1 protein-coding gene is annotated in these 12,293 nt (G+C 36.6%); it reads left to right on the forward strand.

Features of this window, described 5'->3' with window-relative positions:
• A partial coding sequence (locus NT145_05570; GenBank protein MCX5782154.1) for an LOG family protein occupies positions 1–12,293 on the forward strand: 12,293 nt, incomplete at both ends.

Below are 12,293 nucleotides of genomic sequence, written 5' to 3' on the forward strand. Positions count from 1 at the left end.
ATACGTGAATTTGGATAGGTTGACTGAACTAAGTTCCTGCAGTGAACTTTTTGACAAGTTCTACTCTGTTAACGTAGAAAGAAACGAGTATTTTATCAAGAATATTTTCGGGGAAGCCCCTCTTTCTCAAAACAAAAATGAAAAAATAGCGTCTCATCCTGATCCAATTTCAAAAACAATTGCATCTTTAGAAAATGCGAAAGATATAGCAGTGGTAGTTACCGGGGGTTTTCATACGGAAGGTTTTGCAAAAATACTTGAAGACAGGAATATTTCATACCTTGTAATAACTCCCAATGTAACAAATGACACCAAATTTGCCAAGTCAGTTTACGATCAGCTTGCCAAAAAATACGCAAAGGAGTTCGCTTCGCAGACGGTGGCTTTGCCTGCTTTTGCAAAAGGGATAGAAAAACTGAATGCTCACGGAAAAGAGGTTGAAATAACAAAAGCATATGTGGAAGCGGCTCTCCGGATTGAGCTTGCCAAACGGAAAGATCTGAAACCTGAGAAAATAGCTCAAGAGATGGATAAATTGGTTAAGGAGCTCTCAGAAGATAAGGAATTCAATTATTTGGGTATAGGCGATTTCAGCTATGATAAGGATTCTTCAGATGCAAAAACCGGAATATATCGTTTTAGATATATGCTTGAAGGGGTTGACATTACCATAGTTTGGAACACCAAAACGGAAAAGGTAGAAGTAAGCAAAGAATCGGCACCTGCGACGATGAACTCCACTTACCAAGACTACTATGAAATACACAAAGAAGATAAGAATCTCCCGGAGAGTTGGGAGAGATGGCTAGATAAAGCAAAAGCCTTTGAAATTTTGTTTAAAGGAAAAGGCATTTCAGCTAACGATTTCATAAAAGAACTGGCGAAAGATTTAGAAGTGTCTTTTGACAAATTTGTCGAACCGCCCCTAAAAATAAAAGATGATATAAAAGATGCTAAATTAGAAGAAATAGCAAAAAAATATAGTTTAGATTTCTTAAAGTTAAAAGAAAACATAAATTACTATTTGTCTAAACGTGACTGTGAAATTAATCACATTAATAAAAATGAAAATGAAGTTAAGAGCTTTTGGGACCCTGTTGTTAGGGGTGATGACATTGCTAAGATAGTTCAAATATTGCTTCCTTTACATAGCAATAAAAGTTCGGAAACAGGAATTACTCTTATTTTAACTGTTGGAAAACTTGCGCTTGAATGGTCGCGTCAAATACCAGGGGTAAATATAGAGGGCTTGATTCCCAAAGTCTACGATTTATTAATAAAGGAATTTGGCGAAGACGATGTTGCGATAGAATTCGGAGCTCTTATTAAGAGAGAAATTAAAAAAATGGGATCTGCTCTTCAAACTGAAATCCCTAAATTTATCCAAAAATTTGTCCATAAAGCCTGGAACATAGTCCATTCTGAAGCCCCGGCAACTATTGACTCAGATAAAAAAAATCAGATTATCAAAGACGTTACCAGTTCGGAGACGGCGACAAACATAGTTAACAAAAAAGCGGCAGACTTGGCCGAAATAGCTCATAGGCATCAGGAGCGCAACGACGGCATCAAGGAATTTACCGATTCTTTTTTGGGTGGCTTTGGCGCTTTCCTTGCATTTGGAATCCTTTTCGCCGCGCCAGTGCTTCAATCTATAATGCAAGGTTATTATATATATTCACTATATTCCATAATTTGGACGCTAGTCTTTGTTGCTCCATTTGTATTGGGTGTAGTATTAAAGATAATCGGGGTTGGAGTAATTGGAGCATCAAAAATAGTTGAGCGCTATCAAAAGTCGATGTATGAGATTGATTCAGAAATAGCTGCGGAGAACGCATGGAAAGACAAATATTTTACGTCTTATAAGCTTGTTGACCCCAAGTTAAACGAATATTTAGATACTTACAAAGTTCCGATAAAAAGAAAAAGAGTTGTGATTTCGGGACAAGAAGAGTATGTGGGAAGGGCTTTGAACAATGTTATTGCGGATAACATAAAGACTTACAAAAATCCAGAAGAGATATTAAGTTACGTTACTTTATATCTCGAAATGTTCTTCGTGACAAATCTTCCGTTGGACGAATCATTTCAGGAAATAGACAAATATATTGTGAGTTATTTGAAAATTTTAGAGAGTGTTTCCAATAATGAAGAATTGAATAAAAAGGTTACAGATTCTGATAAACAAAATCTCATCTTAACTATAATGAAAGATCTTCATGCTTGGCTGGATGCCACGCTAGAAGGCACATCATTTAGGAAGCTTAACCGAAATCAAAAGACTGAGATATTAAGATATTGGAAGTCACAGCTGGATAAAATTCAGGAAAAAACAGATCTTGATAAACAGTTTGACACATGGGGTGATAAAACCGGCAAGCTAGAAAAATCAAAGCCTGAAGACACGGGCACAATGGCAGAGACAAAAAGAAATAAGAATCTTACCGAACCCGCGACATATGAGGAGTTTATGATTGACCTTAGGTACGGCTTAATTCGTAGTATCACGGATGAGGATAAAGATCCCTTCAGCTTCGGAAGAAAACGGTGGGTTTATCCCAATAATATTGAAAGCGAGAATGTATCTGAATGGCAGGAATCTAAGAATCAATTGAGAGATGAAGATCTGGACGAAGTATTTTCATATTTAGGCAATAAAGACTGTATTGATAAATGGTGGAAAGATGATTTTATAGATAGTTTAGCTGAAGGCACAGCAGGCGAAGAAGCAGTGAAAATTGAAAGAATAAAGCAAACTCTTAGAATCTTACGAAGGCTTTGCCAAGTTTACTATTCTCCTAGATTTGAAGCACATGAGTTAATGATGCTTGCTAAAGCAGTAATGCACGGAAAAATATCGCTTACGGATGCGGCGGCAATATTTGTTGATGAACATCTTGTCCACGTTTTGTCCAGTTTTGACAATAAAATAATACGTACCCTGGGTGAAGCCCCCAAAAAAGATGCTCAAGAACGAAAGGTTACTCCAGAGAAACTGGCATACTTAAGAGAGAATGAACCTGAGAGAATGGAAGGTTCTGAGTCAATAATTGGAACAGTAGCAAGGGTAATTAAAGGTGAGTTGGAGCAGCTACTTTTGTTTGTTAATCCTAATTTTTTCGTAGTTGAAAAAATTGCCAGAGAACTTCACGCTATTTTCAACATTCAGCATTACCTTAAGCCTTTGACCAAACCGGGTAATGGAAAAGATACTTCAGAAAATCCGTCAGTCATGATGATAATGACGGAGTATTTCAAGAATCCTGAAAATAGAGCAAAATGGGCCTTACCTGAAGACTTCGATACCTGGCAGAAACGCGCAGAGGAATGTGTTAAATTTTTTGGATCAAGGGCTAATGCCGATAAATTCCTTACACATATAGCTGAAAAGATCCACATGTCTTTTGACCAATTTATTGAAGGCGATCTAACTAAGGAAAGAAGAAAAGCAATTCCTATGGAGGCCTTGGATGAAATGAGACATTTGGGAAAAAACCTTTCGCTATGGAAAGAGCTTGCCAAACAACTGTGTTCTTATGCGGCAGTGCGCGATTGCGAACATCAACAGGGCAGGGCACTTTCTAGTGTAGTTAAACAGTTCGAACAAGTATTTGACAGTTGGGGAAAGCCTATTGAAGGCGATATTTTAAGTGATATTGAAGCAAGTATGAAGCAAACTCCGGACCTAAAGGGGAAAGTAGGAAGTGCCCGTGAAACTCAGGAAAACACCCCGGCAACTTTTGACAATCAGCCAAACAAGAAATCCGGGGAGTCGCCGATGGCTACATCAAATATAAATCCCATTTCTGAAGATAAATTTAATAAAGAATTAATTATGGCGTCTAAATTCTTGGAAGAAATAGATAAAGAGTATCCGGGGGATATTATTGCTGTTCTTGGCGGGTCTGCTCTTGTAGAAAATACTGATGCTTATAATCAAGTGGTGAACCTCGGAAAAGTAATGGCAGGAAAGAAATTTGTCCCGGCTACAGGTGGTGGGAAGGGCGCCATGAAAGCCGCTCACGAAGGTTATGCAATAGACGGCAAGGGTGAAAAACCAGTAATTAGTGTGCCTACACCTCCACGAGGCGGTTTCGTAAAAGAAAATAGATATGCAGAAAAATACGCTGTGACGGATAAAAAAGTGGGTGAAGATGATCATTTTTATTTCGGAGCAAATATAGTGTTTAGAACCGGGATTATAGTTCACGGTGCGATCGGAGCAATTGCGGTGACTGGAGGATGGGGCACTTTGTATGAAGTATTTGAAATGATGCGGCAGAATATTCCTTTCGTGCTTTTTGGAACAACTTATTGGCAGCCGATTATGGATCAGTTAAAGGAATCGGATCTTGGGAAATCAGGGAATTTTGTTATGCCAAAGATTACAGATAGTCCTGAGGAAGCAATTCGCTACATTGTTGAGGAAAACAACAAAATAAATGAAGGAAAGAGGCAAGCTAGAATGCCTTCAACTTCCAAAGATAATATTCAGGGTATGATAGAACAGGCTGAAAAGGTAAAAAAAGCGGAAGCCCTTGAAAAAGCAATCATTTTTATCGGAGGAAGCGAAGATTTGAGTTCAGAGGATCCTATCCTTACACAGAGTGCATTAAAACTGAGAGAAAAAGGTTTAAATCTTCGTGCGGAAAGAAGCAGCATTTTCAATATTCTAAAGAAAACCGTAAGTGAAAAGTATTTACAATCAATTATTAAAGGAGATGGTGTTGATTCAGAAAATCATATTTTTGTAGGCAACTCGTTTGACTCGCTGCACAGGTATCTTTTGTATAGGAAAGCCGAAGGTTATGTCTTTTTGCCGAGAGGAGGTTTAGAAGATATTTGTCTTCTCTTTGAAGCTTTTGAGATGGAAAAAAGAAGACCTCAAGGACAACTCAATAAACCTATAATACTGGTAGGAAAGAGCTATTGGGAACCGATAATGAAAGCGCTTACTGAAAAACCATTAGCTGATGGCCTGATAAAGCCAGTAGATATAACACGATATTGTATTGTTGATAGTGCTGAAGAAATCACAAAGGTTTTATGTCCTGAACAAAACACCGTTACGAATGAACACGAATCCGGCACGGGGACGATGACAAGCACACTTGAAAAATACTTTAATAAAAATAATGAAAAAAGAATTGGCGCGGCGAGCTGCGATGAATGGGTTAAACATGAAAAGAGGATAAGGAAGATCTTCTTTAAAGATAAGGCTCAAGCTGATAAATTTATTGAAAGCCTGGCCAAAGAAATAGGAATAGAATTCGATGATTTCATTAGGAACTACAACGACGATGTTTATGAAGAAGTTGAACATGTAATAATTGAGCGCTGGGGAAAAGAGTTCTCTTCATCGTTGAAGCTGTGGATCGCATATTACACAGCTTTGCGCGATTGTGAAATTTTTTACGCGCCTTTCCGCAAGTTTGAGCAAGATGAAATATGGAAAGCAACGATACAAGCACTTATTAGATCTTCGTTGGAGTCGGTGCCATTGGTAATTGCCGTTATGGATTCGGTTAATTATTTGCTAGGACTTCATAACCCCGAACTTAAAGAAAAGGAAGGTCTTTCAAAATTTTTAGAGGAGCTGGTTTACAAAGGTATTAATGCGATTAAGGATCTTGATTTCAGCAATTGGAACCTGATTCCAGCAAAGGCGAAAGCCATAGATGCGCAGACACCTTTTCATCAAAAAAATAATCGAAATCCAGAAAAGCCAGCAGGAACTTTTAACAATGATGCAAAATTTCAAGCCTTGCTTAATAAACATTGGGAGCAAGGAGTTCCTCTAAATCCAGGGCTAAAGGAGGCACTATTTAGTACTTATATTGAAGAAGGAGAGGAAGTTTTAATCAAAGATATCCAAGAAGTTCTTGAAAAAGTAAAAGTAAAGAATTTAAAAACTAATTATTTAAGAAAGTTCATGATAAATATTTTTGCTGATATGGGAGACTTTGAAGGTAAAGATAGATGGATAAATGATTTGCCGAAAAGCTCTTTCCTAAATTACCAGATAGAATCAGCTGAAAGTATCAAAACTACGAGAGAACATATAAGTCTTCAAGTCGAATTTTATTTAGAAGTAATATCTCCTTATTTATTTTCTGAAGAAGCCCAGCTAAAACTGCCTTCAAAACTTATTGATATTTATAAAAACAAGCATAATAAGGTTCTTGCTGCCGCAGTAGATATATGTCTAGATGTAATGCAGGCAAAAAATGAAGATGATCTGAAAGCAGTAGGAAACAAATATGGTCTTTCGGAATCAGCTGGAAGCAGGCTGGTTCTTCCAAGCAATAGCGATAAAGAAAAATCGCTTGATGATCAAAACAAATTGATTAAAGAAAACAAAGCTCTGCTCAAGGAGAAGAAAGCTGAGTTTGATGAAAGAAGAATGAATCGTGCTGAGTATCTTTCCTGGAAGAATTATTGTAATTCTGAAATAAGAAAAGCAAAAAAGGAAAAGAAAAGAATTGCAAGAGAAATAGCAAAGGATGAGTTTAAAATTAGCATGAAGCCCGAGTTTGTTGAGTTACATTACCCTAAAATTCTGAGAGAAGTAGTTGATGAATTAGAATCACAATTCGGCTTGAGAAAAATACGCTCCGACTCAGGCACAATCGAACTCGTGAAGATTTGGAACGACGGTGAAATTCGTAACAAAAAGGAAGCTCGTGCTGAAAAGATAACTACCGAAGACGCAGTTGAATTTGTTAGGGATAGATTGGTTGGAAATGACGTTAAAAATTATGACGAAAGAAAAGCCGGCGCAAGAAAAATAAAGCTTCGGACCTATGAATGGGGAATTTCAATATATAGTATGGTGTTTACTACTTTACTGCTAGTTTTATTAGCAACGGTGCCCGTTTTTGGGTCAATTGATTTAATCGCAAGTGTGGCAAGCGGTATTATTCCAGCTTATTATGCAGCCCATGAAGCAAATATCAGGACCCACGCAACGTGGGATATTGACCATCCAAACGGCCAAAGGCTTGCCCTTCCGGAAAAAAACCCAGAACAAGATATATCCGAAGAAATTGCACAACAATTTATAGGTGTGGGCGCTCATTTTGCGACCGGCTACAGTAAATATGAGAAATTCAAAATTTCTGATTTAATGGCAATGCTCCAGGAAGGATTCAAACAATCGGAGGATCCTGAAGCCCTTGCAGAAAACATAAAAGAAAAGTGTTCAGGTACTTTTGAAGAATATGAAAATACAAAAACTGAAGTCATCATAGATAATGAAGATTGCGAAGGAAAACAAAATGACAATATAATTCATATTACATATAAAGTTGAGTGTATTACAAAGTCTTCGCAGGGCGAAAAGAAACAGCAGTCGGAAATACAATTTTTCTACGATAAAACCTCTGAAATTATCTCTCTCGGAAAAGATGTGCCTGTAACATTAATCCATAATCTGGATTCTGCCAGGAATTTATGGACCTATGAAAGAATGAGAATTGTTATGGACCTTATTGAAATGGGCCAATGCCATCTTTTTTATCAATGGGCAGAACCCGGAGAATTTAACAACAATAAAGCGAGCGTCCTGGATGCGTTAATAGTTGCAGATAGAAATTATCCCGGAGGTCTTAGAAAGTATCGCCAAAATGCATTAGATCTACTTGAAAAGTCAAAAGCAAAAATAAATCCTTTTGGCAATTATGATTTTTCAATTCCTAAACCGATTGAAACTATTTCAAGACCTGAAGATAGTAATTTCCAAAATTATACTGAAAAAGGATTAAAAAATGCAGCTGGTAAACTTGCTTTCGTAAATTTGCTAGGGGGAATAGGAAGCAGGCTTGAATATCCGTTTATTAAAGCAGGCATTCCTTTTTCATCGCTTACTATGCAGACGTATTTAGAATACTATTGTAAAAACATACTAGCCATACAAAGTATTTCCAACAAAATGAACGGAACTAATTTCAAAATACCTTATATTATTATTGCTTCTGATTCTACTGCAGAACCGATAATAAATTTGCTGAAAAAAAATGGCTATTTTGGATTAGATCTTGATCAAGTTCAGGTACTTCCTGATAGCCCTGTGCCTGCTTTTGATATTAATGGTAATTTTGCGCTAGCAGGTGACAAAATTGAAAACCTGGATACCGGCGAAGAAGAGACTAATTATTTGCATGGGTACGCTGCGGCTTTAAAAACTCCCGGGCATGGTTCTGTGCATCAAGTTCTCAAAAATCACGGCCTTGTAGAAAAATGGATTAAAGAAGGAAGAACACACACTGTGTTTTTTCAGGATACAAATGCTCAGGCTTTCAATATTATTTGTTCGCTTTTTGGTATTTCTCTGGAAAAGGGAGTTGCTATGAATACCGCTTCCACGGAAATTGCAAAAGGAGAACCTTCTGGCGGAATTTTCAGATTAAATCCGAAAATTCCTGCTCCTGGACTTCGTCCAATGATAACAAATGTCGAATATTCTTATCTTCAACCCATGGAATCAGAACTGGATAAAATGGGGATCAAGCGGAACGAAACCCCTATGAATACAAATATATTCTGTTTAGAAAATAAATACTATATTCAGGTTCTTAATGACCCGACTAAAATTAGAATTGGGGAATTCTGCAATCCCAAATGGGAAAACGAAAAAGAATTAGGAAGGACAAAGATTTCAGGTAAAGGACTAACCCAGGTTGAAATGATGATGCAAGATATTGCGCAACCTATGTCGGAAGTTGTTGGAAACTTGGATAAGCAGATAGGATACACTTTTTATGCAGACAAAAGAATGGCTTTTTCTCCCGTAAAGAATTCAATAAATAATGCGCGAAAAAAACTGCAAGACGGATTTCCTCTTGATTATATGGGCACAGCTGAGGCAGATTATTATAAATACTTTAGAAAACTTTTGAAATCTTTGAACATTGATATTAATATTGAAGGAGAAAAAATTGTATCGCAGGGGCTTCCGTTGATGTGGGGAGCAATGGTTTATCTTTCACCCTATTTTGCCTTAGAAGTAAAAAGACTAAAAGAAAAAATAATTGTAGGGTCAAATGTTAAAATAAGCAAAGAATCCTCATTGTTTATTGACGGAGAAGGGCAACTAGAACTCCAGAATTTTGCCTTAAATGGCCTTTTAAGGATAATTTTCCCTGTCGGGAAAAATATTAAACTTAAGATAAGAAACATAAAAATAGAAAATACCATAAGCGAAAAAAGCAAGCTTCACGGGTATTATTTCAGAGATCTTCGTCCGGAGGAGATGGATAAGAAGAAAAAACCTGAATTAGTCCCTTTCATAATACGCGGTGCTATCAGAAAACCTGTCGCGGATCCCCATGATCTCAAAAAATTGGATATGTTTGAGAAAATATTTACTTTGGATTTGACAAACTTAAGTGATGGTGTTTATGTTTTTGCCTTTGATGAAAATAATAAAATGGTGATTGCGGAAAATGAGGATGTTTTAATTGAAAGAATTAAGGAACAGATCAAGAAAGTCGTAACGGATGAAAATATCAAAATTCCAGCGAAAAAAGCCACTGCACTTGCGAAAGCAATGCTAAAAACTTCAAAAAATATATCAATAAGAGATGCTGTTAAGGAAATAGTTGGACACGATATTGTTTTAGCCGAGAGACTTGCATTGGAATTGGGTGAGTTAAAGAACGACCAGATATTAGCGCCGTTTATTCTTGAGCCTGTATGCGAGGCATACAGGGTTATGACTGATTCAATTAAGAAAATTAATCCGGAGAGCGAGGCGCTTCTTAAGAAAGTTGAAGAAGACGTACATAATATTCTTGCCGATTTTCCTGATTCAATCCGTGAATTAAGTGAAGTAAAAAAGATTATGCTTGAACTTATGGAGGATATTTTAAGATTAAGACTGGAATATCTACTGCGTAACAGGGACTCAAAAGCGATAAACGAAATGTTCGATCAGGATCTTTTGGATTTTGTTACGAACTTTGACAATATTGATAAAGAAAATATTGCAAGTATAGTATCAAATATTTGCGAGAGCAAGTCTGATAAATTTTACAAAGCTGAATTGCTTGCTTATAAACTCGGATACCTAAAAAAAGAACAATACAGAAAACATTTTTCGTTCATAGCAGAAATGATGAAAAATGCTTATGCCTTTATGATAGGCTGCGTCGGTGAAACTATAAAAGTCCCTGCCAAAGAGCTTAAAGATATAAAAGATGTTGAAACTCAACTGCTCAGAATATCAGTGGGTGTTAATGATATTGATAAGGATTTTCCTCCAGATTATCAATGCCAATCCGATTTAGCTGCAATAAAAAAGGGGTTAAGTGAAAGATTAAATAATTTACAAGCAAATAAATTAGGCTGGCTGTTAGCTTTTCATCCTTCCGATGAATCCCAAAAACCTGGAGACAAGGATAAAAAGGACGGGGGAGTATTAAAAGCGGCAGTTGATACAGTTTGGAAAGCTTTAGAGTTGTTCACCAGCCCGGGAACAGCCGAATTTGCCATAGCAACCGCACAAAAGCTTCTTGGTGAAATAAGAGAAGAATCTCAAAAAGAAGCAAAAGAAAAAAATGAAGAATGGAATGAATCTGCTTTTGATAAAACACTTATTAATCAACTTATTAAATTTGTGGACAATTATCAATTAGAAAATGATCACAAATACTTTCCCAAAATAATTAGTATTGAAGCTTTAAAACTTTTACGTAATTTTAACGAACTCCTTCCGAACCCGAAATTAATTGAAAAATTAAAGCTTTTTGCCATTTGGTGCACTCTAGAGTTTGCACCTGATTTCGAAAACAAAAAAATACTCTTTGCAAAAGATAAAGAATTACAAGACTTCATAGCTGACCACCCTGTTGGCCAGGATATTGTTGACGCAGATATATCAGACATAAGAAGAGAAACAGCTATTAAAGGAGATTGGACAGTAAGTAAAGAAGAGGCAGCGAATGAAGCAGCAAAAGCACTGCATAAAAAGAAAAATATGCCTTTCTGGCTTGGGAAATCCGATGTGCTTTTAACTGCCGTAAATATAGATGGAAAAACAGCCGAGATTTCAGTTCCAGATAAATTGTTTAAAGAATTCTTAGCTTCACTGAAAAATATCGGAACAGAAATAAAACAAGGACAATCTATTTTAAATCCGGGTAATAACAAGATAGTTGCTTCCGAATTGCTAAAAGTTATCAACAAAATTGCTCAGGACAAAGATATAAAGACTTCTGAATATTCAGCGATATTTAGAACATTTTTAATAAGCTTTTTTAATGTTAGTTCACAAATTAATGGTCTTACTGAAAAAGAGGCCGACAAATTATCCGTATATTTAGAGAATTTCAAAGAAGTGTGGTTTCTTGTTAGTACTGAGTCAAAACAAAATGAGAAATTGGCAAATGTTTTAAAAGATTTTACTAATGCAACTATTACTGCACTTAATGAATGGATAATAAACTTGGACAAAACGCTTAACTCTTCTGAGCGTGCTAATTTAGATTTAATATTCAAATTGTATATTCCGACGATATTAACCTCAGGTAAGGGAACAGTTTTGAAAATGGACCCCTTGATTAATTTAATTAAGGCAATAGCCAAGGAACATAGTGCAAAGGTTTCTACTGGCGCGGGATTAGCGCTTCCGGAAAATGCAGGCCTTGAAAAAGAGCGTAATGATTTAATGATTGAAAGAGAGTCATTAATGGACTGGCCTCTTAACCCCGAAACTAAAAAGCGTATTAAGGAGCTCAGCAAGAAAATTAAAAGCAAGGCAAGAGAAATAGCAGTTAAAGAACGCAAAGAGGTTAATAAGACCTTTTTTGTGGAACGCCATTCGGAAAAATATCTGCAGATTTTAAATGAACTTTTAGGCAAAAATAATTTTATATTAAATTCTGAAGACAGCATTGATAAAATAAAGAAGGAGATCCAAAAAAAGCTTACAAAACAGGATGGAATTGATTATGCGGCAAGAAATGCCGGAGTTCAAAAAATAATCAAACGGACTTACGAATGGGGAATTTCGATCTATAGCATTGTTTTTGGCACTCTGCTGACAGTTCTTTTAATGGCAGTTCCTCTCCTTTGGCCAATCGCTTTAATCGCAAGTATAGCAGGCGGTATTATTCCCGCTTATTACGCGGCACGCGAAGCAAATGTAAGAACCCACGCTACCTGGGATATAACTCATCCGATAACCCAGCGGCTGGTACTTCCGGGAATAAAGGGCGATCTTGTGCCAATATCCCTAGAAAACTTCTTAGAAGCCGTGACTAACGGAGATAAATTCTTTGAGGAATACGCAA

The organism is Elusimicrobiota bacterium, from assembly GCA_026388075.1.
GTDB lineage: Bacteria > Elusimicrobiota > Endomicrobiia > Endomicrobiales > JAPLKN01 > JAPLKN01.